Raw genomic sequence first — 23,486 nt, forward strand, 5'->3', positions numbered from 1 at the left:
GCGCTCAGTTCCAGTCGTCGGCGTGGGTGGGGGTGGTGCCGGCATGGGCGCCGGCCGCGTTCAGCACGAAACGCACCGGCTGCACATGCGCGGACGATGCGCCGCCGGCGCGGCCGCACAGCCAGGCGCTGTGGCCGAGCCGGGGCGCCAGCGCCTGGGCCGCGGGCCGTTCCAGCGTGCTGGCCGGCGGCGTGGCCAGGGTCAGTTCCAGGGTCGCCGTCATGCCGCGCTGCAGGTGGCGCGCCACCAGCCAGGCCAGCAGCGCGCACTGCGCGCCGCCGGGCAGCAGCGCGGCAAATTGCGCCGGCGCCAGCGCCGGTGCCGTGAGCGCGATGCCAGCCGACTGGTCCCAGGCGCGCGCGCCCAGGCAGGCGCCCATGCCCAGGGTCTGCGCGCCCAGGCCGCGCCGCGCCTGGCGGCCTTGCAGGCGGGCGCGGTCGCTGGCGGCCAGTTCCTGCCAGGCGCCGATGAATTGCTGGCCGCGAAAATCGATGCCCATGCGGTCGCGCAGCAGGGTCAGCAAGGTGGCCATGGAACGGGGGGCGGCCCCCTGCAAGCCCGCGTGGCGCAGCCAGGCCAGCTCGCCGCCGGGCGCCTGCGCGCCCTCGGCGCGGCCCAGGCCGGACAAGGCGTCGAGGCTGCGCGGCAGCGGCGCCGTCGGCCGCTGCCCTGGCTGCGGCACGGGCGAAACGCTGCCCGGCTGCAGCGCCAGGTGGTGCTTGCCGCGCCCCCGGTACCAGAAGCCCAGCAGGCGCTGGTTGAAGATGTCGAGGAAATCGAGCCCGGCGCCGTCGCGCTGGCGGCGCCCTGCCAGCAGCAGTTCCGTGAATGGCGCGGCCAGCGGGCCCTGCGCGCCGGCCAGCGACAGCGCCGCCGTGCGCAGGGTCAGGGCCGGTCCCGGGCGCGCGCTGTCGCCCAGGCTGGCGATGTCGCTGGGGGCAAACGCCATGTCCACGTGGGCGCCCAGGCGCAGCGCCTCGTCCAGGCCCTGGCCGTGGCCAACCTGTGCGCGCGCGGGCGCACTGCGTTCGAGCAGGCTGATGGCCTGGAACAGGTTGAAAGTGTGCGGCGCGCGGCGCAGCAGTGCGATCAGATCAGGCATTGTCGTCCCGTCATGGCAGGCCATTGCATCCAGGGTTCGCCGTGGCGCACGACGGACAGGCGCACGAAGGAATTGGCGGTCGTGTACAGGGCGAAGAAGCGCGCCAGCACGCCGGCCAGCACCAGCGGCGACGTGCCGGCGAAGGCGTCCGTGTCGAATTCGAGCACGATATCGGTGCCGCGGCAGTGGCCGCGCCAGCCCTCGCTGCCGACGCGGGCCGTGCCGGCGCGGGCCGCCAGGCGCTTGATGCCGCGGATCTGCACCTGGTCGCGCGCGCTGCCGCCGGCAAACAGCAGCAGCATGTCGCGCAGCGTATCGGCGCCCGTGCTGCCATCGACGAGCGAACGGTGGTTCAGGCGCAGCAGCGACACGAGCGACCACAGGGCGTGGTTGGCCATGGTGGGCGGGCGCTGCACGCTGGGCTGGTACAGCGCGCGGATGGTCGTCGAGGCAGCCACGCCGTCGCCGTAAAAGCGCGTGCCGGGGCCGATCTGCTCGGCCAGCAGGCGGTTCGTGCACAGCAGGCGCGCATACGCCACCGGCTCGCTCAAGGCTTCCCGCACGTCGCCCCGGTCGACAAAGCCCAGGTACACATCGGTGCCGCTGATGCCCTTGCGCAGACTCGTTTCGCGGCGCATGGTCCAGGATAGCGCTGGCGCCTCCGCGTCAGCGCCCTCGCCGCCCGCCTGCGCAAACGCGCTGGGGATGTCCACGCTGCGTTCGCCGCGCGGGTCGGACACCGTCACGCCGAGGACCGAGTGCACTTCCATGACGGCGTCGCGCCGGCGGTCGGGCACGAGCAGGTATTCATAGTGGCGCCGGTCGAAGACGACGGGCTCGCTGGTGACGGGGAACAGATTGAGGGCCGGTACGCAGCCAAGCAGCACGTTGCCGGCGTCGAGCAGCGCCAGCACGGGCGCGCTGTGGCCGAACACGAGGCGCAGCGCGAAGCCGGCGCCGCTGCCCAGGCGCCCGCGCAAGCCGCTGACGTCGAAAAACTGGAACTTGCGGGGAAAGGCGAAATACTCCTGCAGCAGGCCGTACGCAGGATGCGCGTGGGCCGGGCCGCCCAGCATGGCCTCGTCCTCGGCGAAGCCCACCTCGGCCAGGTGGCGCGCCGCCAGCCGCTGCACGCCGCCACTGGACACCACTTCCAGGTGATCGAGGCTGCTGATCAGCATTTCATGCAGCGGCATGGTGGTCAGCAGATCGCCCGACAGGTGCAGGCGCACGGTGTCGAGTTCCAGCTCGGCCACGTCGACGCCCTCGTCGCAGCGCACCTCGAGGCGCAGGGTGCGCGGATCTTCCTGCACGATGGCATGCACGCGCAACGGCCACAGGGTCGTCTCCCACGCCACCTGGAAGCGGCACTGCTCGCCCGTGGCGGCCGTGGCCGACAGCATGGTGCCGCGCGCCACCCGCGTGCCGGCCGTGACCTTGCCTTCCGTGGGGTCGAGCGTCATCTGCATCACCGTCATGGCCGGCACGGGCTGCGTCAGGCTGGGACACAGGTTATCGAGCATGGCCGCGGCCACGCTGGGGAAATCGCGGTCGAGCTCGCGGTGCACGCGGGCGTTCAGGAAGGCGACGGACTGGATCAGGTGTTCCGTGTGCGGGTCGGCCGTCTCGGCGCCCGTCAGCACCAGGCGCTGCGCCACCTTCGGGTAGCGGGCGGCGAAATCGGCCGACTGCGTGCGCAGGTAGGCCAGTTCGCGCCGGTAGTATTCGAGCAGCTCGTCCTGGGGATTCATGCGCATCGCGTCGCCCCCTGGGCGGCCCGGTCGTCGAGCACGACGTCGAACTGCACCTGGCACAGCTGGCGCCCCAGCATCGCCGTCGCCGCGATGGCCACGCGCGCCGCCGTCGGCTTGCCGGCATCCGGCGCGACCCGCACGCTGACGCGCGACAGCCGCGGCTCGTACAGGGCGATGGCGTGCGCCAGCACCTGCTGCCACAGGGCCAGGTCGGCGGCCGACTGCGGCGACAGCGCCAGGGTGTCGGGCAAGCCGTAGTCGAGCACCGTGGGCGCGTCGCCGAGGAACTGCGCGATGCTCATCCCGTTGCGCACATTGAACAGGCGCGCCAGATCGAGCTGCAGCGAGTGCCGCAAGCCATCCACGTCGAGCACCCTTCCATCGGCGGACGCATCCGGCTCGCCGCCGAGGCGGTCGAACAGGGGAACTAGCGAGCCGGCTGGCGTGGCGTGCATGGAAAACCCATTCAGGTGGTTACTGGAAAGTCCGGCGCCCTGCCATGGCAAGGCGCGCCCGCGGAAACGGAGAGTGCGGATTGATGGTAGGACCGGGGGATGGCGTAACACAAGTAACAGGTGGGTATCAGGGACGGGAGTCGTTGCCGGGCGGATGGATCAAGGACAGCCGGGCGACTAGTCGAACAGATGCATGACTGCCGCCGCAACTTTCTTCATGTCGGCCAGCTTGAATGCATTCGACAGTTTTGATGCAATCTCGGCCATCGCAGTCACCTTGCCCTTGCTGCCAAACGTGGTCTTGAATGCGGTGGGATCACGACGCCGCTGCGCTTCGATCGCCTTGCCCATCGAGGTCGGCATGGCACTGATCGTCACCGGGACAATATTCTGCGTGTGCCAGGCTTCGACCCTGTTGATCGTTACCTGTGGCGACGTCAGGGTATCCATAAAGACCACTTTCTGCCCCCACAATCCCAGCGCGTCCATGCCGCCGCTTTTCATGCCGACGTGCACCACGTCGCAGTCATAGAAGGTGGTCATGTAATTGAAAAAACCGTTCTCCTGGAATCGCCCCATGAAGCCTTCCCGCCGGCTGCGCTTCCAGAATGCGCCGAGATTGAAGACAAAGGGCAATGCCACGGTTTCCTCGTTAAAACCATCGCCCACGAGAAAAATGGCCTTCACGTTACAGAACGCGTACAGCGCGGCGCACAGCTGAAAATTGCCTGTTTCGGAGGAATCATAGTGCGGGTTGGCGCCGCCCAGTGCGCGCGACGGATTCGGCGCGCCGGACGTGCGGCCCCACATGCAGATGAACTTTTCGCGTCCGGTGGACCTGCCGAAACGGTCTATGTATTCCTGCATGAACGACATGCAGATGTCGTTGTAGGCCTTGGACTGCACTTGTTCCCCGCCGCGCACGATATCGGCCCAGACCGGACTCAAAGGCTGGCCCCTGGCCATCTGCTGCACCGCGTCTTTCGCATAGAACGTGGCGTCATACGGTGTGCGGGCATTGTCGAGATTTGCCACCGCCGACATACCCACCATCGCCCAGTTCTTCGTGAGCGGGTCCGTGTGGTACAGGGTAAACCGGTTGCCGACCTTGAGAATCGGCTGTATCGCGAAATGAATATCGTTGAACAGGCCTGCCGCGCCAAATTCTTCCGCTACCACGAGCAGTATCGCAAATGGCCTCGATGGATCGACCGAGAAATGGTGAATCGCCGCCGCGTAGATATGGCAAAAATCACCGGTTTGCCAGCTGCCGATGACGAAAACCGGGCCATCCCTGTGCGCCGCCAGGCAATCCTTGAAACGGTCACAGATGACCGCCCTGTCCTTGCGCTCGTCCGGGGTGAATGTGATGGGGATTTTATACATGGATGCAATTTAATCAATCAATGAGCAACCTGCCTGGGACGCCTGGACGGGAGCAGCACAGGCACCATGAACACATACGGGAACGCTTGCCGTGGCCCGCATCCGCTTGTTTTATCAGCGTGTAATCAGCGCGTAACAAGGCGCTGGCTGCGATGCGCACGCGCAGCACCGCCGTCACTCTCGTACGTGGGGGCACGAACGGCTGCCTTGCCGCCTTCATTGACCTGACTTGCGCCGGCATGGCCTTTGACACTGCAAAGTACCGTGCGCGTTGCCATGGCATATTGAAAGCGCAATACATATTGCAGGCCATGGCCGTTTTCAGATTGACAACCGTTCAATACGATCTTCCCTTGAAACGTGCTCTTCAAACCTTTGGACATGAGCAAATGTGCAAGCTGTTCTGGCGTCACCTGTCCGAAAAATTGCGCTGCCTGTAGCACGTCGGCAGGCACTCCCGCAGCGCCATGCGCATCGATGTACAGCGTGCCATCGTCATCTAGCGTATTGAGCAAGTGTGCTGGCGCCGTCTCCAGCTCAATCGACGTATTTTCTGACGCGTCAGGCAACGGGCATCGTCGCATGCCCTCGGCTGCTTGTTGCATCACGGCGTCTGCATGGCCGGCGACGACGATTAATTTGGCAACCATGTATCATTTCTCCAGTGTATGTCCGTGAAGCGGCGAAGCCCGCTTCAGTGAAAGAAAGGGATGGAGCATTACCTCATCGCTTGCCTGCCAGCTTCCACCGCCCCCTTCACCGGGGTCAGACCCGGCATCCGGACATCCAGCCCGGGTCATGTCGGATGTTGGAACTGCGCCCACGAAGATTCAAAACGCGCCATGGGCTGGAATCGCAATACAGTAGTGGGCCGCCGGCACATTCACGACGGGACATGCCGCCCATTCCACCTGAACGATCAATTCATGGTTGGTCGGGTTGGTGAAGGGCCCCATGTAGACACCATTTGTAAACGTGCCGCCGACACCGATTGCCTGGCGAAAGAAGCGAATTAATAATGCTTCGACATTCACGTTGACTCCATCAATCGCAGTGATCACCTGGGGAGCCGCATAATTGATGGCACCGCCCATTGCCCCTATCACGGCGTTTGGCAGCGGTAGCGGTGCGCCGCCGGCATTTCTGATCACCTGGAAACCCATGGCGGCCGGAGCGACAGGTGCCACCAGGGTGTTGATCAAGGGCGCGGGTGCGCCCATGATGGGTGCGGGCGTGTTCCAGGTATCGACTTCCCCCCAGAAGACGCCGATATTCGCCAGATTTCCCTGGCTCAAACCGAATTCATTGACTGTCAGCATCCGGCCGTCAAAGCGCTGGCGCAGGTTCCCGGATTTGCCGATATAGCGGTTATCGTTGGCCTGGTTGTAAATCAGATAGAGTCCGCCATTGCCCGGCACACCCGCTGGCAATGCGCCGGCCAGGCCTGCCCCCGCCGATGCGAGCGTGTGCAGGCTTCCCGCATTGGATAGGTCAAAGTTGATGTAGCCCATGTGCACCCTTCATTATCCTGTCCCGGATAGCCGCGCCTGCCCGGCGCATGCCAAATGGCTGCCCACCCCCTCGGCACACCGGGGCATCTGGCACACGGATGGCGGGCCATGCTGGCCCTGCCGGATTGCCGGCCTGTGGAAAACAGGGTGCCAGCAGCACGATGGCCCTCTGTCGGCGACGCTTGATCAATCCGCCTTCATCGTCTCCAGGTTCCAGTTCCACGTGCCCGTGCCCTTGGACGTCGAATCCGTCTTCTGCTGCGTGAAGTCGGCCTTGATCTTGGTGAAATTGATCGAGAACGAATCGTTCGGGATGCCGCCGCCGCCGCTGCAGCTCATTTGCGAGATCATGGCGTTGTCCATGACGTAGGTCATGAAGTTCATGTAGACGCCGTTTTCCACGCGGCCGATGTTCAGCTTGGCCGGACCGATCTTGGTGCCCTGGGTGCAAGCCTTGAACAGTTCCGTGGTCGACAGGTCGGACGACTTGGAGAACGACATTTCCGACAGCACGGCACGGCCCATGGTGCGTTCCGTGTTGCCGGCGTCGTTGCCCATGGGCAGGTAGGCGTTGTGGGAAAACGAGCTGACGATGATCTTGTCGGCATAACCGGTGATGGTGCAGTTGCCCTTGATGGTGGCGCCCAGATCAAGGATGAGTACGTCTGACATGAATAGCTCCGTAAGGTGAGCGCAGCGGCAGCGGCGTCATGCCGCGGCCGTGCGGAGGTGCGTTAGGAAAGGACCATCAAGCGGCCGAGGCCGGCAATTCCGCCACCAGGCGTATCGAGGTGGTCAGCTCTTCCATCTGGAAGTGCGGCTTGAGGAACACGGTGGCCGAGTAGGCGCCCGGCTTGCCGGCCACTTCGGTCACGTCAACCCGCCCTTCGGACAGCGGGAAACGCGCCTTCTCGCCCTGCGAGGCATTGGAACTGAGCAGCACGTAGTCGCTGAGCCAGTTGTTGAGGAAGTTTTCCACGCTCGAACGCGTCTGGAAGCTGCCCACCTTGTCGCGCATGATCACCTTGATGTAGTGGGCGAAGCGCGAGGCGGCCAGCACATACGGCAGGCGCGAGGACAGCGCCGCGTTGGCATTGGCCGTGTCCAGGTTGTACAGCTTGGGCTTGTTGACGGACTGGCCGCCGAAGAAGGCCGCCATGTCCGACCCCTTGGAATTGACCACCGCGATGAAGCCCAGGTCGTTGAGTTCCTTTTCGCGCCGGTCCGTGATCGCCACTTCCGTCGGGCACTTGAGCACCACGTCGCCATCGTCCGTCTTGAACGAGTGCGCCGTCAGGCCCGTGATCTTGCCGCCGCCCTCGACGCCGCGGATGGCCGTCGTCCAGCTGTGCTTGGCGAAGGAATCCGTGATGCGCAAGCCCAGCTGGTAGGCCGCGTTGGCCCACAGGTATTTGCCGTGGTCCTTGCCGTCGACGTCTTCCTCGTAGGCGAACGATTCGACCGGGTTGGTCTTGGCGCCGTACGGCAGGCGTGCCGCGTAACGGGGCAGCACCAGGGCCACGTAGCGCGAATCTTCCGTTTCGCGGAAGCCGCGCCAGGTGGTCAACTCGGCGCTCTCGAAGATCTTCGACAGGTCGCGCGGCACGCCCAGCTCGGTAAACGAGGCCATGTCGAACAGCGACGGCGACGCGGCGGCGATGAACGGCGCGTGGGCGGCGGCCGCCACTTTCGACAGGCGCTGCAGCAGGGCCATGTCTTGCGGATCGCGGCCAAAATAATAGTCGCCGATGAACAGCGAGTACGGGTGGCCGCCGAAGGTGCCATATTCCTCTTCGTAGACTTTCTTGAAGAGCACGCTCATGTCGTGGTCGACGGCGCCTTCCAGGTCTTTCAGCAGTTCCTTTTTCGACACGTTGAGCAGGCGCAGTTTCAGCTTGCTGCCCGTTTCCGTGCCCATCACCATGTCGCGCAGGCCGCGCCAGGAGCCTTCCAGCGCCTGGAAGCGCTCGTCGTGCAGGATGGCGTTGAGCTGCTCGCTGAGGATGGTGTCGATCTGCGCCACGCGCTCGTTGATCATGGTGACGATGCCCTTGTCGGGCGCTTTTTTCATGCCTTCGTCGAGCACCTGGGTGGCGAATTGCCCCAGGAGCGTGCGCGCGTAGGCGTTTTGCGATGGCTCGACTGCCATTTTTCCTTCCTGGACGATGCGATCCAACAGGCTGAGTTCCTCGTTGGTAGTGCTTGCACCGGCCTGTACCGCTTGCTTGCTGGCCATGATGGTTTCTTTCTCTGAATGTGGGAGAAAACAGCGCGTGGGCGCTATCAGGATGCGGCGGGCTCGGTGCTCTCGGCAGCCGCTTCAGGTGCTGCGGCCGTGGCCGCCGGGGTGGCCGTGCCGCCTTCCGCCTGCAAGGTTTTGAGCTCTTCCGTGTTCTGCACGATATTTTCCAGCAAGGAATCGAGCTCGTCGTTGCCATCGAGCTTGCCCAGCAGGTCGCGCAGTTGCTGGCGCACTTCCAGCAGCTTGGCCAGCCGCGGGATTTGCCTGGTGATGGCTTCGGGATGGAAATCGTCGAATTGCTTGAAGTTCAGTTCGATCTTCAGGTTGCCGTCCTTCTTGTAGGTATCGGGCACGGACAGGTCGAGGCGCGGCGCGATCTTCGCCATCACCTCGTTGAAATTGTCGCGGTCGATTTCCACCAGGCGGCGCGCCTTGAGTTTCGGTGGCGCCACCAGAGGCTGCCCGGACAGGTCGGCCAGCAGGCCCACCACCAGCGGCAATTCCTTTTTCTCGATGGCGCCCCCCACTTCCACGTCGTAGGTAATCTGGACGCGCGGCGGACGGTTCCGTCCCACCCATTTTTGCAAGCTGTCTGACATCACACCCTCACTAGAAATTTTATGCAGCGGAGAGACGGCCAGGTGGGTGGGTGAAGCGCCGCACAGCTTGCGCAAGCCCGGGCCAACCGTTGAAAACACCGTCCACACATGTTGTAAATCGGGTAGTTCGGAAATGATGGTAGGACTGCGCCGCGGCGTAACACAAGTATCAACGTGGTATCAGGCTCGGACCCATGTGTCGCCTGGGCGCCGTGTTACGCGCCGCTGTTACGCGAAACAGACAGCCGTCAAAAGACGTCCATTTCGCTGTTGCGGCCAAGAAAAATCGTGCTAAGATAGTAAAATTGCATTACAGAAACACATCATCATGTCTGCTTTGCGTGCCTCCGCCCTGCTTCCTTCACCGCACCCGGCCGCCGCATGAAAAACCGGTTTCGCTTTGGTGCCTGGTTCGTCCATCCCTCCACCAACAGCATCGAGAACGCGGACGAGCGGCGCCAGATGGAACCGCGCACGATGGATGTGCTGCTGGCGCTGTGCATGGCGAAGGGCGATATCGTCAGCGCGGACGAACTGCTGGAGCGGTGCTGGGGCAGCACCCTGTACGGCGACAGTCCCGTCCACAAGAATATCGCGCAACTGCGCCGCCTTCTCGGCGATCACGCCACGTCTCCCGTCTACATCGAGACGATACGCAAGCGCGGCTACCGTGCCCTGGCGCCGCTGGACTTCGACTTGCCGGGCAATACCGCGCGCAAGAGCTGGGGCGCCGGCTCGCCGTTTCGCGGCTTGCTGGCCTTCGATGAAAGCCACGCCGACGTGTTTTTCGGGCGCGACGAAAGCATCCGCCAGCTCAGCGACGCCGTGCAGGCACAGGTCAGCAGCGGCTTTGCCCTGATGCTGGTGCTGGGCCCCAGCGGCTCGGGCAAGACCTCGCTGATCCAGGCCGGCCTGCTGCCCGCCCTGTCGGGCGAACGCGCGGGCGCCGAGCTGCGCCTGCTGGCCAGCACTACCTTCGACTTGATCGACCAGGGCGAACAGACCCTGTTTACAGCGCTGGCGGGCGCGCTGCTGGATCTGCAATGGGAAGACCGCTGGGCGTTTCCTGGCGACAATGCCGTTTCCCTCGGCACGCGCCTGGAGCACGGCTGTGCCAGCGTCATCGCCGAGCTGGACGCCGCGCTGGCCGAACGGAAGCTGCCCGGCACGCGCTTTGCCATCTTCATCGACCGTTTCGAGGCCCTGTTCAATGTCACGCGCATCGGCGAGCCGGAGCGGCGCGCCTTCCTGCACACGCTGGAACAGCTGGCCCGCAGCAGCGCCGCCGTGCTGGTGCTGGCCTGCCGCAATGATTTCTATCCCAGCCTCGCCAGATACACCCTGCTGACGGAAGGCAAGCGCCACGGCGGCCATTTCGACCTGGGCCCGCCCGGCGTCAGCGATTTTGCGGAAATCATCCGCAAGCCGGCCGCGGCGGCCAAGCTGACGTTCGGCATCGACCCCGTCTCGCTGGCGCGGCTCGACGATGTGCTGTGCAAATGCGCGGCCGACAGTCCCGACGCCCTGCCCCTGCTGCAATACTGTCTGCAGGAACTGTATCGCATGCGCACGCAGGATGGCGAACTGAGCTTCGAAGCCTTCCATCAACTGGGCGACCTCGAAGGCGCCATCGGACTGCGCGCGGAACAGGTCGTGCTGGCCATGAGCGAGGCCCAGCAAGCGTTCCTGCCGCATATCATGTCCCTCGTCAGCGTGCTGTCGATCGATGAAGAGAACGTCACCAGCCAGCGCGCGCCGTGGTCGGCCCTGCGCGGCGAGGCGGCGCGCCAGGCGATGGACGCGCTGGTCGAGTCGCGCCTGTTCGTCAGCGACCTGGTCGGTGGCGTGCCCGTGTTCGGCATCGCCCACGATGCCATCCTGCGGCGCTGGCCGCGCATGACGGACTGGATCACGGCCCACCGCGGCGCGCTGCGGGCGCGCGGACGCCTGGCGCAGCAGGCGGGCCGCTGGCGCGACGAAGGCCGGCCCGTGGATTTTTTGTTGCCACAAGGGAAATTGCTCGACGAAGCGAAGGAATTGCGGCAAGCCGGCGTGCTGACGCTGACGGAACCGGAAAGCGAATTCATCCGCAGTTCCGAGCGGCGCGCGCGCCAGCGCGACCGCGTGCGCGTGCTGGCCCTGGCGCTGATCGTCGTGCTGGCCTTGCTGGCGTCCATCCTCGGCCTGAGCGCGCTGGCGGCCAAGCGCACGGCGGAATTGCGCCGCAGCGAGGCCGAAAGCCTGATGGATTTCATGCTGGGCGACTTCGCCGACAAGCTCCGGCCACTGGGCCGGCTGGAATTCCTCGAGTCGGTCAGCCTGAAGGCATTGCGCTACCTGAGCGGTTCGCAGGACGACGACCTGAGCCCGAACGCGCTGACCTTGCGCGCCAGAGGCTTGCAAGTGATTGGTGAAGTGAGCCGTTCACGCGGCGACTCGAAACACGCCATCGATGCTTTGCAACAAGCCAACACCATCCTGATGCGCCAGCACCGCATGGCGCCGCAAGATACGCAGGTGCTGAAGAACCTGGGCGCGAACGCCTACTGGGTGGGACAGATGCACAAGGACCAGAACAATTGGCAGGCGGCCGAAGACGCCTGGCGCGAATACCAGAAGTTCGCCGACCTGCTGCACCGGCTGGAGCCCGACAATGTCGAATGGTGGGTGGAACAGTCATATGCCCACAACAACCTGGGCGCGCTGGCGCAGACGCGCGGCATGCCGCAGCAGGCCGTGCCGCAGTTCCTGCAATCGATCGCCCTGAAGCGGCGCGCGCTGGAACACGCGCCCGATTCGCATAGCGTCGCCGCCGAGCTGGCCGACAGCTATTCCTGGCTGGCGTCGGCCAAGGAATCGCTGGGCGAGCTGGACGAGGCGCAACAGCTGTACGCGCACGAAATGCAGCTGGCGCTGGACTTGCGCGAGCGTTTCCCTGGCGAATCGATGTGGATCTACCGCCTGGTGCGCGCCTTGCAGCATCGGGCCATGCTGGGCGTGGCGCGCGGCATGGATGCCGATGCCCTGCGCGACTACGATGAAGCGAAACAGTTGTTTACGCAGATCGTGGGACAGGACCGCAACAACCGGGCCTGGCAGGGAGAGCTGACGAACCTGGAGCAGGAGCAACTGCGCGTGATCGCCCGCGGCACGCCGGCGGCCAAGGTATTGCCCAGGCTGACGGCCGTGCATGGACGGCTGCAAACGATGCTGGCCCTGGACCCGAAGAACGCCTCCTGGGCGCGCCGCGAGGCGCTGGCGCGCGCGCGCATGGGTGCGGCGCTGCGGGCGACGGGCAAGGCGGAAGCGGCGCGGCAGGAAATCGACAGGGCCAGCGCGGCGCTGCAGCAGCTATACGCCGGCAACCCATCCAGCCTGAGCGGCAGGCTGGCCCTGATCGAAACCTTGCTGCTGCTGGCGACGCTTCAGCAGGAACAAAAAGATTTCATATCATTAATGATGACATGTAAACAAGCGTATGGCATGATCGAAGAGGAAGGCGCCTTAACGATGAACCATCAAATCCTCGATCCCTGGGTACGCGTCAATGCCTGCCTGCAGAACGAGGAGGCAGTCCAGCTGGCGGCCGACCGTTTGAAGCAGATCGGTTATCGCGAACACTCGTATGTCCAATTCATCTCCACTCGTTAAGAAGGAATCGTATGGCATTTACTACACCGCAGCGTACCATCACCATCTCCATCATAGGCAACGATCAGAATGCGCAAGTGCGGTACAGCTACTGGTCGCCCATCACCGGCCTGACCTATCAGCAATCCCCGATTTGCGACCTGACCAGCAAGCAGGCGACCTATTGCCTGTTCCTCCTGGACTACGAGTCCACGCGCAATGGCTGGACCATTGTCAACACTTCGCCAAACGGCACGTCGCCCGTGCTGGCGCAGGTGGCGGGCGCGTACAACCTGTCGGTGATGACCATCAACCCCTACACCACGCTCGACACATACAACTTCTATATTAACTACCGCAACGCCTTGACCGGCATCGAAGTATCGTTCGATCCTCAGGAAGGCAACATCCCGCCTGGCCGTCCGGAAATGTAATGCTGCAGCTGGCCGCAAATTGCCGTGGCCAGCTCTTCCTGCATGGCCATGCCCAGCTCGCCCCGGCTGTCGAACTGCGATAGCCAGGCAATATGGCCGGCCGCCGCGTCGACCAAGCGCATGCACGCGCGCACGCGGCCCTGCTCGACGCGGATGCTGCCTTCGAGCCGCTGCGCGGGACGCAAGGCACCGGCCCCGGGCCAGGCCGGCGCCATGTCCGGCAACAGCACGCCACTGCCGAAAGCCTGGAACAAGCGGCAACCCAACTCTTCCTCCAGACCGCTGACAAAGACACTGCTGCTGCCATCGCAGGTAAGATTACGTAACGACAACATTTGCAGCGGAGGTGGCTGGTCCAGGGACTGGAACGACGCCCTCCTTTGCGTGACTTGCGGGACATACTTTCCCAGCGGGATACTAATCTGCACCTCGGGCACGGCCGCCAGACTCTTGTAATAGGCCGCCAGCCGGCCGCGCAAGCGCCCTACCTGCACCCTGACGACGGGATCCAGGCTGGTGTCGTACAGATGCGCGTCGCGGCGAAACACTTCCAGGCCAATCGCATACTCGCTGATCTGATGCTCGAGCCCGCCGAGTTTTTTCTCCACCAGGAACGACAGCAAGCGGCACATGCGCGGCGCCTTGGCGAACGTGGGACTGGCCAGCAATTGCCGTACCGACTGCCATACAGCATCTTGCATAAAAGAAACATCGCTGGCGTCTGCCGCCAGTTGGAGTCGAGCATTCATGAGAGATTCCGATGAGAAGTATTTTCCGCGATGCACTTGTTGCGTGCTGGAAATTACTCTAATGGAAGCCTGGAATTCTTACCTTACGATCACCTTACGGTGGGATTTCCCCGGGCCAGGCGCTTCGCAGATGCGGCAAAAAAACATTTTCCGCCGATCCAGTCCCTGCCCGGACAAGTTCAGGGGCTTGCGCCACGGGCGTGAAAATGTCCCGCGCGAAATGCCCGATGCGGTGACTATGTGCGTATTTGGGCGAGATTTTATGCGGTATATTTTCCTTCCCTGTAATGCCACCTGGAAAGGAATATCATGTCCGGCCCCTCGCTTACTCCCCCTCAAGATACCCGCATCGTCAAGGCAGCCATCTATCCGCCGATCGGCATCGCGCGCGTCGGCAATAGCCCGACGGAATACTTTCTGGGACCGGAAGTACCGGAGCCGGCCCCCAGGCCGGCCGGCTATTACCGCGATGCGGCCGGAGCGATCAAGCGCCAGGCGGCGGGCTTCCGTATCTACGGCCTGAACGCGGCGGGCGTCGCGGTGGCCGAATTAAACGCCAGCAATGCCGACATCGAATGGTCGGTGACGCTGGCCAACACCAAGGCCGCCTGGTACCAGTTCCAGATCGCGCTCGACATTCCGGAAGCCAATGCCACCCAGCCCTCCTTCCTGCGCAACATGGCCGTCACCGACCGCGCGCTGCTGGCCATCACGCCGGGCGAGCGCAAGATCAGCGGCAGCGAACAGCCGGCCGTGGCCTTCGACAGCGGCAGCTTCATGGGCCAGCGCGTCTACCTGGGCGAATTGCGCACGGATGCCATGGGACGGCTGATCGTGCTGGGCGGCCACGGCAAGTCGGCTTCCTGGAATGGCGCGCGCGCCATCACCTTTGCCAACAATGAAGGCTGGCATGACGACACGGCAGACGGCCCCGTCTGCGCCAGCGTGCGCTACCAGGGCAGCGCCTTGCCCGTCGACATGGCCTGGGTGGTCGTCGCGCCGCCCGATTATGCGCCGCAGCAAAAATCGGTCCGCACGATGTGGGATTTGATGCGCGACCTGTTCGTTTCCGAAGGAAAGCTGGCGGCGCCCGCCGTTCCCTCATTCCAGGATGATATCCGCCCCATTTTCGAGCGCCTGTCCAACCTGCAATGGGTCAACGCCGGCTTCGCCGCCGCCTTCGGCTGGGATGGCAGCACGCCGTTCAGCCGCGACGAGTGGATGGCGCGTCTGGCCAGTCCGTCCGAGAACCGCAAGGAATGGCGCACGGTCATCTATAACCAGTTCCGCCAGTTTGAGCGCGACGCCTGGGCGCCATCGCCATGGCCGTGGCTGTATGGCGACGCGATGGCCATCCCGCCGGCAGACACGCCGCGCCAGAACTGCGCGCTGAGCAACTTGCAATTGCGTTTCCTTAAACAGTGGGCGGCCGGCGAGTTCACGGCCGACTATGCGCCCGGCAAGCTTCCGCCGCAAAGCCTGGCCGAGGTGGAACTGTCCCTGCAACCGGACACGCTGCTGCGCGCGGCCATGGAATTCTGCCTGGCCGACGCCTTCCACCCCGGTTGCGAAATGACCTGGCCCATGCGCCAGGCCAGCATGTACAGCGCCCCCTTCCGCCTGGCGCACCGTCCGCCTGGCTGGGTGGAGCCGGATTACGGCGCCGTCTTGACTCCAGACAATATCAGCAGCCCCTGCTCGGCACAGATCGCCGGCGGCGTCACGCGCTGGATGGCCGTGCCATGGCAGACCGACACGGCCAGTTGCCGCTCCGGCTACCAGTCCGACTACGATCCATACGTGCCCACGTTCTGGCCCGCGCGCGTGCCCAACCAGGTGATGAGCAAGCTGGCCTACGATACGCTGATGAACCGCGAAGTGCCCGCCGAGGAACGCCTGGCCGCGTTCGCCCGGCGCGCCGCGTGGATACGCCCGCTGGGCAACATCAGCTATGAAGAGCAGATCAACAACATGATCGCCGACCTGGCCCAGGTGGGCGTGGTGGAAGTGCGTCCCGGCCCCACGGACGTGAGCGGCTTCCCGGCCAGCGTGCAGGTCGAGAACTTGCCGCAGCCCATAGCCGGCAGGCACCAGCTGCGCGCCGCCGCGGCCATACCGGACGAGTTCGTCGACGTCGACCTGGAAGGGACGGAAAAAGCGCGCCACCTGCAGCGGCACCGTTTGTGACGGTGCTGCAGGCCGACGTGCTCGTCGTTGGCGCCGGCCCTGCCGGCGCCACGGCCGCGCTCAACCTGGCGGGCCGGCACCGGGTGTTGCTGGTCGACCGGCTGGCCGCGCCGCTGCCGCGCATCGGCGAATCGCTGCCGCCGGCCGCCGCGCGCCTGCTGCGGGACATGGGGTTGCTCGAACCCTTCCTGCACCAGGGCCATGCGCCCTACCACGGCAACCGTGCCTGGTGGAACGGTGCGCAGACGGAGCACCACTTCCTCAGCGACCCTGACGGCCATGGCTGGCACCTGGCGCGCGGCACCTTCGATCTGTGGCTGCGCGAGGAGGCGCGCCAGCGCGGCGCCGCACTGCTGGCCTCGGCCAGTGTCGCGGCGATGACCGCCGGGGACGACGGCTGGCGCGTGCGGCTGAACACGCAAGGCGGCACGTGCGAGGCCATCGCGCGCATCGTCATCGACGCCACGGGGCGCAATGCACAGCTGGCGCGCAAGGCCGGCGCGCGGCGCCAGCGCAGCGACCGTTTAATATCCGTCTGGCAATATGGGCGCGACCTGGCGCCGTCGCAGCGCGGTTTTTCGCACATCGAGGCATGCGAGCACGGCTGGTGGTACAGCGCCCCCCTGCCCGGCCAGCGGCGCGTGCTGGCCCTGCATACGGACGCCGACTTGCTGCCGCGCGCAGCATTGCGCGACACCGGCTGGCTGGAAACGGCGGCGCGGCGCCTGCCGGGCTTGCAGGCGCTGCTGGCACAGCAAGACTATGCCTCCGATACGCGAGCCATGGCGACACCGGCCCACTCGGCAAGCCTCGACGCTGGCGCCGGACCAGGCTGGTTCGCCGTCGGCGACGCCGCCCTGAGCTTCGACCCCTTGTCGTCGCAGGGCATCTTCAACGCCCTGTACACGGGCCTGGCCGCCGCCGAGGCCGCTGACCGCACGCTGCATGGCGATGCCGGTGCTTTCCACCACTACAATGGGGAACTTGCGGCCATCGGCGCGGCTTACCGGCGCCACCTGGCATTCTGCTATGGCCAGGAAACACGCTGGCCCTCAGCGCCGTTCTGGAACCGGCGCCGGCAAGCGCGGACCGCCTGACATCCCGGCGCCAGTCGTTCAAGGCCATGCAATCGGCAGGGCAAGCGCGCCCACGATCAGCGCGCGCATGCCCAGGTCAAATTCGGCCTCGATCCCGGCCTCCTCCCCGTCCCATTCATCGCCCGCCTGCGCATACACGGTGTCGGCCAGGGCCACGCAGTGCAAGGCCACCGTCGACAGCAGCCAGCGGGCGCGGGCCTTGGGCAGTGCGTAGGCATGCGCGACGTGTTCGTGGTGGGCATCGATCCTGGCCAGCATGACGGGCGGCGTTGCCTTGCGGCGCAGCAGATACGGCGCCAGACCCGGGTGCGCCTTGACAAGTGTCCGCAGCGAAGCACTGAAGCGCACCAGGTAGGCGTCCAGCCCATCGTCGCCGGCAGCCGGCATTTCCCAACGAACAAAAATTTCCTCGGCAACCAGCAGCTTGAGCGCCGCCAGATTCGCCACATGCTTGTAGAGCGCCATATGACTGACGCCGAGCAAGGCGGCGATGCCGACAAAAGTCAGGCTGGGCAAGCCCATCGCGATACCGGCGTCGGCGATGCGCTCGCGCGTGATGGTGCGGGGACGCCCGGGGCGCGGTCCGGGGCGTGTCACAGGCGTTGCAGTATTCATATGTATTTTTGCGTGGCGGCAGCTGCGTTGTCGGTTTTGGATAATTAGTTTAGCATGATGAAACTAATTACCCAAGACTAAGGAGTCAATACCATGGCAGAAATGTCGGAACAGCAACCCAGCGGCCAGCTGCGCAGCGCCGAGCATGACCGCAGCCTGCATGAAGTCACCGCCGCCGTCAGCGCCATCGCGCGCCCCGTTCCCAGCGTGCTGCGCGTCACGGCCAGCCTGGCCCGCTCGGGCGACGACGCCAACTGGTCGCTGCCCAACGTGGCCTTCCGCATCCATCTGGACGGAGCCGACCATGGTGGCACATCGCGCATCTATACCGTGCGCAGCTATGACGCAGCCACGGCCGCGCTTACCTTCGATATCGTGCTGCATGCCCACACCAGCCCGATGATGCGCTGGGGCGCCGGCCTGCGCGTGGGCGACACCTTCCGGCTCACCGGGCCGCGCCCGCAGTTCACCGTGGCCGATGGCAACGGGCGCAAGGTCGCCCTCTTCCTCGACGAGACGGGCATACCCGCCCTGTACGCGATGCTGGAACAATGGCCCGCCAACGTTGCCGGCATCGGCTGGGTGGTGACGGATGATGCGGCGGCGTTTGACGAACTACCCGCCGTGCCCGGTCTGCAGCTGCAGCGCCTCGGCAGCGCGCATGTGGCGCCGGACGGCCCGCTGGCGGCCCAGGCAAGCAAGCTCGCCAATCCGCACGATTATGTGATCTGGGGCGCCGGCGAACGCGACGAAATGCGCGCGCTGCGCCAGCATTTCCGCATCAAGGCCGGCCTGGCCAAGGAACAGGTACTGGTGGCCGGCTACTGGAAGCGCGGCGTCAGCAATACCGAAATCGACGCGCGGCGGCGAGCGAGTTTCGACCGCCTGATCGCCAATGGCGGCACCCTGGCCGACTTCGACGACCTGGCGGTCGAGGTCTAAGCCGCCCCGGGGTGCCGGCGCCTTAGCTGGCGGCGAAGTCGAAGGTCCACAGGCCCTGGTTGCGGCTCAGCGCGACGTCCACTTCGGTGGCCGTGTCCGGCATCACGTACTGCGTCATGTCCGAGAAATTCTGCACGATGTAAGTCTGGCCCACCATGGGCGGCGTGGCCACCATGAAATAAAAATTGGGCAGGTACTCGAAGCTCACCGTCATGTTCGTATCGACATACGGCATGCTCACGACGGGCCTGCCGCTGACATACCAGTTGCTGTCGAACTGGATGTAGGGATTGGTCTGGTTGATCACGCCGCACTGCTGCGGCGTCAGCTTGGTTTGTGCCAGCGACGTGGCGGCGGGCTGCAGCTGCGGCGACAAGCCGTTCGGGCTCACGACCGACAGCAGCTGCCCCGGCAAAACGTTCTTGCGGCCCGAGAAGATCTTGCTGTCGTTGACGTCGGGGCTGCTCACGTCGGTCGAGATCTGCGCCTCGTAATCGAACGATTCGGTAGCGCCGGCCGATCCCGTCAATACTTGCCAGGCGTGGATCTGGTAATTGCGCTGCGGCTGCTGCGGTTTCAAAAAGACCAGCACGGTCTTGCCTTGCAGCTCGTCCGCTGACACGTTGAAGTTGACGTTGAATCGGGTAGCCATCAATTGCTCCTTGCTCAGGCCCTGCGCGGACTCGGGAAAAACAGCGCCGGGGGGACGAGTCCGCGATTTCCTCCAGCGCCGGTGCCTGCTGCATGCACATGCCATGCCCATGGAGCTGGCGTTCATGCGATGTCAGCCAGGGCGGGAATGTCACTGCTTTTAATTTCTCATTTGCAAGTATATGTTATTGCATGGCTTCAAAAGCAACAATATACAAGCGCATGAGCACCCGCCTGTCTCCGGCATAAAGTGCTCCATGGCGGCGCGACAACAGTCGAGAAGGCCAGCGGAGAGGCAGCCGGCAAATACTTGACTTCTAAATCAATATTCATTAACTTGATAGTAAAAAGGCATGCGCTCAACGTCGCACCGCGCTGCCCCATAGCCCCCGCCTGCCGACATGCCGCACCTCGGCGTCGATTCCACCGCACGCGTACACACTGACAGGTCTCCAGGCATGCCGACACACGATCATTCCCCGGCCCATCCGCTGGCCACGGCGCTGGCACTCTCGCTGGGCGCGGCCGTCGCCCTCGGCCTGTCGCGCTTTTCCTATGGCTTGCTGCTGCCGCCCATGCGCGCCGACCTCGGCTGGTCCTACCTGCTGGCGGGCGCCATGAACACCTTCAATGCGCTCGGCTACTTTCTCGGCGCCCTGGCGACGCCCGCCCTGATGCGCCGCCTCGGAGTCTGGCGCTTGCTGGTCGCCGGTTCCGTGCTGGCCAGCATCTTCATGCTGATGTCGGGCCTGGTCAGCGATACCACGGTCCTGTTCCTGCAGCGCGTGTGCGCGGGCGTGGCCAGCGCCTTCATGTTCATCGCCGGCGGCGTGCTGGCGGCGCGCCTCGGTTCCATGCATGGCCGGCATGCCGGCTTCTATATCGGTCTGTATTACGGCGGCACGGGCTTCGGCATCGCGCTATCGGCCCTGCTGGTGCCGGCTGCGCTGGCCTCCGCCCAGGAGCACGGCGCCGCGCATGCGTGGCAATGGCCCTGGCTGGCACTGGGCATCGCCTGCCTGCTCGCCACCGCCATCATGGCCTTGCCGGCCAAGGCGATCGGCGAAGCGCCGCGCACCCTCGACACGCCGCGGCGCTTCGCCTGGCGCGACTTTACCCCCAGCCTGGCCGGCTACTTCATGTTCGGCGTCGGCTACATCGGCTACATGACCTTCGTCATCGCCCTGCTCAAGCAGCAAGGCATGCCGCCCACCCTGGTCACCGTGTTCTACACTTTACTGGGCCTGGCGGTGGTGGCGTCGTCGCGCATCTGGGCGCGCATGCTGGACCGCTACCAGGGCGGCGAATCGCTGGCGATCTTGAATGGCGTGCTGGGCACGGTCACCATCCTGCCCGCATTGACGAGCTTTGTGCCCGTCGTGTTCATCTCCGGCCTGGTCTTCGGCGCCGTGTTCCTGTCGGTGGTGGCGTCGACCACGGCCCTGGTGCGGCATAATTTGCCGCAAGCATCCTGGACGGCAGGCATCAGCGCCTACACGACGGTGTTCGCGCTGGGCCAGATCGTCGGCCCCATCGTCGTCGGCTGGATCGCCGACGGCCCTGCCGGCCTGGAGCGCGGCCTGATCGCCTCGGCCATCGCCCTCTTCATCGGCGCGGCGCTGGCAGCGCGCCAGAAGGCGCTGGCAACGGCTGCATAAGCGACTTTTGCCTTATCTCGTGCTGGCGTAAAAAAACCCCTGATGAATCAGGGGCTTGGCAGGCACTTTGATCTGGCGTCACCTTATGATGCCGGATAAGAAATTATCCCCATTCGATGGTCAACGAGGTGGCTAAGCGGTTGATTTTTCGGTGATTTCCAAACTATTCAGCTACCGATACCCTCAAAAATACCCTCAGCGGATCTATCTGTCATTGCCGGTTCGTCGCGGCCGGGATGGGAGACACCAGCCCGCTTGCTCACACCTGTCACCAGATTTTCTTGGCCGATGACGCCTTCATTTCGGCACATCAGCAATCGCAGCGCTCCGATGAATTTAAGGATACGCCGATCTTCAGCGCCACGCTGTCACCCTGTCATTAACCCCATATCAGGCCCGCTATAGCAACAGAGACGAGGCAATGGCACGCACCTATCTCTCAACCGCTTTTACCATGTCCCACATCGCCACCGCTTTTCACGTGTCAAGCAGGACAGTCAGTCGGGTCGTATCGGCATTTAGTGAAGCTCAACTTGCTGTAGATCGAGACAGAAAATGTTGAGACCGTGTACGAAAGGCGGACTTGACCCTAGCCTTGCTAGCACATCTGATGTATGGCGTGATCCATACTGACAAGCCCTTTGATGCGCATTACTTAGCAAAAGGACTTGGCATTCAAGACGGTATCTGGCCCCGGCTCGTTTGGGGGTGATTGCGTTTGCTCAGTGACTGAAGTTTATGCGATCTGCTGGAACCGTTGGGACGATCGCGCTGGCAAGCCGGCGATTAGCTCATCAAGCATGGCTTTGGCGCGGAACAAAGGCATGCTGCGACGAGGAATATGATCGCACGAAACTAAACAACGACATACTCCAGATCACTGCTCGATCTCAATTTTTCGAGGCGACAAATCGCTTCCCATTAATAACGTTACTTATATAAAAACCATTACAAACCGGACATAGTTGAGCGACATATCGCAGCGAATGTATCTCGCAGTAACGTGGACAATCCGATGGACGATAAGAAGACTGGGTAATAATAAGAGTGTCTTTCTGCACAAAATCCGGAAGCTTCAACAGCAAACCAGGAATATCATCCCAGCCACACCTCACAAAAATCTGTATATAACCATCTATTTTTATAGATTCAGGAACAATTTCGAATGCATCTATTATATATTGAGAGTTCATATTTGCAGTCCAGGCCGCTGCAAGCTTTTGACTATCATCTTTTATTCTGCACCAAACATCGAAATCAATAGGATTATCCACAATTAAACTAATCATAATAAATTACCTCCTTGGCACAATTGCACCATTACTAATTCCATAATCAAGATTGCTATCCTCAACGGAAAATTTAAATGGTGGAGCCTTAACTCCATCACGTCTTTCCAACGGAATTATCGTTGATGTTCGTTGAGGGGATCCTGCCTTCTGCAGCAACTGCAGAACTCCTTGATCCCCTTTAAAAACTTCGCGGCCATTAACAATTTCATAATGCCCACTTGCAAAAGCGGCACCATCAGGGTGAGTATGGCTAATATGGCGCTAACACGCGCGTGTTCAGCCAGAGTTGTGAGAACAGCACCTAGCCGCATTTGCTTGCGCCGATACATATAGCTATCAACGGAGTCGGGAACTCCCCCCTCCAAAATTGACAAAAGATTTTTCAACCTGTCTGCTGGGCTACGTTCCGCCGTCATTTATCACCTTTGTTTAATTTTATGGTCACTGCCCTATTGCGCAGGCCGGAGTCAGGCGTGCTATTAAGACATGATCTTAACCAGGAATACCGACGACATCTGAGCTGGAGTAAGGAGCACGTACGCGGAAAGAGGATCAAGAAAGGAATGGGGGGCCAAGTCTCTCACTCAGCCGCGGACGGAACATTATTCCGAACACCAAATAGCAAATTAATACAGACTCATCAAAGAAAAATAACTAATCAACGCTGAGATCGTGTCTGAATGGCAGACCTGATCCCGCCCCCCTATACACTATCCAGCGCATCGCAGCGACTTTGTAGTGCTATAAAATATGACTACGACCGTTGATGCTCGTTGTTCGCGCTCTTTTTCCTGCTCAATTCGATTCGAATATCAATTAGATTCGGATTCCGTCGAGCGATTGGTGCTTCTCCATCCATGACTTGACCCACAAAGGTTGGCGGCCGCGACCGCTCCACTGCTGCTCTTGATTGTCAGGATTGCGATACTGAGCAGCCACTGCTTTCTTCTCCGCCTTCACCCCATTTTTTGGTACGCCGGCGATCAACTGTGTCAGCGGAATTCCGACACGCTGAGCAATCGCCAGCATTTCAGCACGCGCTTTTTCTAGCTCGTCTTTTTGGCGGGTTTTGATTTCTTGATTTGCTTGCGCTTCCAGCTTCTTTAACTCGGGCAGTGACAATGATGAGATGTCCATATGAACTCCTTGAAAGTATTGCAATTTTTGAGTGACACTTGTATG

The 23,486-nt window shown here is 63.1% G+C and carries 20 protein-coding genes; 6 read left to right on the plus strand and 14 right to left on the minus strand.

Annotated elements, in window-relative coordinates:
* Window positions 1–4 precede the first annotated feature (4 nt).
* The 9 genes from tssG to tssB form a co-directional block, all read right to left on the minus strand.
* A complete protein-coding gene (gene tssG / locus YQ44_RS14030) occupies window positions 5–1,102 on the minus strand; it encodes a type VI secretion system baseplate subunit TssG (RefSeq protein ID WP_071323907.1) in 1,098 nt (365 codons plus the stop codon).
* The gene (tssF, locus tag YQ44_RS14035) at window positions 1,090–2,853 is read right to left on the minus strand and encodes a type VI secretion system baseplate subunit TssF (protein ID WP_071326500.1); all 1,764 of its coding nucleotides are present in this window, start codon (window positions 2,851–2,853) and stop codon (window positions 1,090–1,092) included. The genes tssG and tssF overlap by 13 nt, the downstream gene beginning before the upstream one ends.
* On the minus strand, window positions 2,850–3,311 hold the full coding sequence (gene tssE / locus YQ44_RS14040; protein ID WP_071323908.1) for a type VI secretion system baseplate subunit TssE: 462 nt from the start codon (window positions 3,309–3,311) through the stop codon (window positions 2,850–2,852). Before tssE ends, tssF begins: the two co-directional genes overlap by 4 nt.
* A 177-nt stretch (window positions 3,312–3,488) precedes the next feature.
* A complete protein-coding gene (locus YQ44_RS14045) occupies window positions 3,489–4,697 on the minus strand; it encodes a hypothetical protein (protein WP_071323909.1) in 1,209 nt (402 codons plus the stop codon).
* Window positions 4,698–4,822: 125 nt separating this feature from the next.
* The gene (locus YQ44_RS14050; RefSeq protein WP_071323910.1) at window positions 4,823–5,347 is read right to left on the minus strand and encodes a hypothetical protein; all 525 of its coding nucleotides are present in this window, start codon (window positions 5,345–5,347) and stop codon (window positions 4,823–4,825) included.
* A gap of 180 nt (window positions 5,348–5,527) precedes the next feature.
* Complete coding sequence (locus YQ44_RS14055) at window positions 5,528–6,208, minus strand: GIY-YIG nuclease family protein (RefSeq protein ID WP_071323911.1); 681 nt, start codon at window positions 6,206–6,208, stop codon at window positions 5,528–5,530.
* Between the two features lie 186 nt (window positions 6,209–6,394).
* The gene (locus YQ44_RS14060) at window positions 6,395–6,880 is read right to left on the minus strand and encodes an Hcp family type VI secretion system effector (protein WP_071323912.1); all 486 of its coding nucleotides are present in this window, start codon (window positions 6,878–6,880) and stop codon (window positions 6,395–6,397) included.
* Window positions 6,881–6,956: 76 nt separating this feature from the next.
* Window positions 6,957–8,444, minus strand: a complete 1,488-nt coding sequence (gene tssC / locus YQ44_RS14065; protein WP_071323913.1) for a type VI secretion system contractile sheath large subunit — start codon at window positions 8,442–8,444, stop codon at window positions 6,957–6,959.
* Window positions 8,445–8,491: 47 nt separating this feature from the next.
* Entirely contained in the window at window positions 8,492–9,049 is a 558-nt protein-coding gene (tssB, locus tag YQ44_RS14070) for a type VI secretion system contractile sheath small subunit (protein WP_071323914.1), read from the minus strand.
* A gap of 381 nt (window positions 9,050–9,430) precedes the next feature.
* Here tssB and YQ44_RS14075 point away from each other — a divergent pair, with 381 nt between their 5' ends.
* Both YQ44_RS14075 and YQ44_RS14080 read left to right on the plus strand, forming a co-directional pair.
* A complete protein-coding gene (locus tag YQ44_RS14075) occupies window positions 9,431–12,700 on the plus strand; it encodes an nSTAND1 domain-containing NTPase (RefSeq protein WP_071323915.1) in 3,270 nt (1,089 codons plus the stop codon).
* A gap of 11 nt (window positions 12,701–12,711) precedes the next feature.
* A complete protein-coding gene (locus YQ44_RS14080; protein ID WP_071323916.1) occupies window positions 12,712–13,113 on the plus strand; it encodes a hypothetical protein in 402 nt (133 codons plus the stop codon).
* Here YQ44_RS14080 and YQ44_RS14085 read toward each other — a convergent pair.
* The gene (locus YQ44_RS14085) at window positions 13,074–13,814 is read right to left on the minus strand and encodes a hypothetical protein (RefSeq protein WP_071326501.1); all 741 of its coding nucleotides are present in this window, start codon (window positions 13,812–13,814) and stop codon (window positions 13,074–13,076) included. The two genes, YQ44_RS14080 and YQ44_RS14085, sit on opposite strands and share 40 nt — an antisense overlap.
* 357 nt (window positions 13,815–14,171) lie before the next feature.
* Between YQ44_RS14085 and YQ44_RS14090 the strand changes: the two genes are divergently transcribed.
* Complete coding sequence (locus YQ44_RS14090; protein ID WP_071323917.1) at window positions 14,172–16,049, plus strand: LodA/GoxA family CTQ-dependent oxidase; 1,878 nt, start codon at window positions 14,172–14,174, stop codon at window positions 16,047–16,049.
* Complete coding sequence (locus YQ44_RS14095) at window positions 16,046–17,146, plus strand: tryptophan 7-halogenase (RefSeq protein ID WP_071323918.1); 1,101 nt, start codon at window positions 16,046–16,048, stop codon at window positions 17,144–17,146. The genes YQ44_RS14090 and YQ44_RS14095 overlap by 4 nt, the downstream gene beginning before the upstream one ends.
* 18 nt (window positions 17,147–17,164) lie before the next feature.
* Here the strand turns inward: YQ44_RS14095 and YQ44_RS14100 are convergent, their stop codons facing one another.
* On the minus strand, window positions 17,165–17,761 hold the full coding sequence (locus tag YQ44_RS14100) for a TetR/AcrR family transcriptional regulator (protein ID WP_156894835.1): 597 nt from the start codon (window positions 17,759–17,761) through the stop codon (window positions 17,165–17,167).
* 93 nt (window positions 17,762–17,854) lie between these two features.
* Here YQ44_RS14100 and YQ44_RS14105 point away from each other — a divergent pair, with 93 nt between their 5' ends.
* Window positions 17,855–18,703, plus strand: a complete 849-nt coding sequence (locus YQ44_RS14105) for a siderophore-interacting protein (protein ID WP_083411840.1) — start codon at window positions 17,855–17,857, stop codon at window positions 18,701–18,703.
* A 22-nt stretch (window positions 18,704–18,725) separates the two neighbouring features.
* On the opposite strand, the gene YQ44_RS14110 is transcribed toward YQ44_RS14105, so the two are convergent.
* Complete coding sequence (locus YQ44_RS14110) at window positions 18,726–19,355, minus strand: hypothetical protein (RefSeq protein WP_071323920.1); 630 nt, start codon at window positions 19,353–19,355, stop codon at window positions 18,726–18,728.
* A 457-nt stretch (window positions 19,356–19,812) separates the two neighbouring features.
* Here YQ44_RS14110 and YQ44_RS14115 point away from each other — a divergent pair, with 457 nt between their 5' ends.
* A complete protein-coding gene (locus YQ44_RS14115) occupies window positions 19,813–21,012 on the plus strand; it encodes a YbfB/YjiJ family MFS transporter (RefSeq protein WP_071323921.1) in 1,200 nt (399 codons plus the stop codon).
* Between the two features lie 890 nt (window positions 21,013–21,902).
* On the opposite strand, the gene YQ44_RS28905 is transcribed toward YQ44_RS14115, so the two are convergent.
* Together YQ44_RS28905 and YQ44_RS14125 are read right to left on the minus strand one after the other, a co-directional pair.
* Entirely contained in the window at window positions 21,903–22,301 is a 399-nt protein-coding gene (locus YQ44_RS28905) for a hypothetical protein (RefSeq protein ID WP_156894836.1), read from the minus strand.
* Between the two features lie 819 nt (window positions 22,302–23,120).
* Window positions 23,121–23,441 (minus strand): H-NS histone family protein, encoded by a 321-nt coding sequence (locus YQ44_RS14125; RefSeq protein WP_071323923.1) that lies wholly within the window; start codon window positions 23,439–23,441, stop codon window positions 23,121–23,123.
* Window positions 23,442–23,486: the final 45 nt, after the last annotated feature.

The organism is Janthinobacterium sp. 1_2014MBL_MicDiv (assembly GCF_001865675.1).
In the GTDB taxonomy this organism is placed as follows: Bacteria; Pseudomonadota; Gammaproteobacteria; order Burkholderiales; family Burkholderiaceae_D; genus Janthinobacterium.